The sequence below is a fragment of the Psychrobacter sp. GW64-MNA-CIBAN-0177 genome (assembly GCF_040309585.1).
GTDB classification, from domain to species: Bacteria; Pseudomonadota; Gammaproteobacteria; order Pseudomonadales; family Moraxellaceae; genus Psychrobacter; species Psychrobacter okhotskensis.
In genome coordinates, this window is the sequence record NZ_JBEOOY010000583.1 from 1 (window position 1) to 239 (window position 239).

The following is a 239-nucleotide window of genomic DNA, read 5'->3' on the forward strand; positions in this document are numbered from 1 at the left end:
CTTAGGCACTCCGGCTATGTTAGGACTGATTATTCTCGCTAAACCACTGCTGATGGTGTTGTTTATGCGTGGTGCATTTAGCCTAAATGACGTTCAAATGGCTTCGTATAGCCTGGTTGCTTATGGCTGTGGTTTGTTAAGTGTCATGATGATTAAAGTGTTAGCTCCAGGATATTATTCGCGTCAAGACACTAAAACTCCGGTTAAATATGGCATTATTGCCATGGTTAGTAATATGG

1 protein-coding gene is annotated in these 239 nt (G+C 41.4%); it reads left to right on the forward strand.

What is annotated here, in order from left to right:
• Positions 1 to 16 precede the first annotated feature (16 nt).
• Positions 17 to 239, forward strand: a 223-nt coding sequence (locus tag AAEY79_RS16305; protein WP_352289798.1) for a lipid II flippase MurJ, incomplete at its 3' end; no start/stop codon positions are given.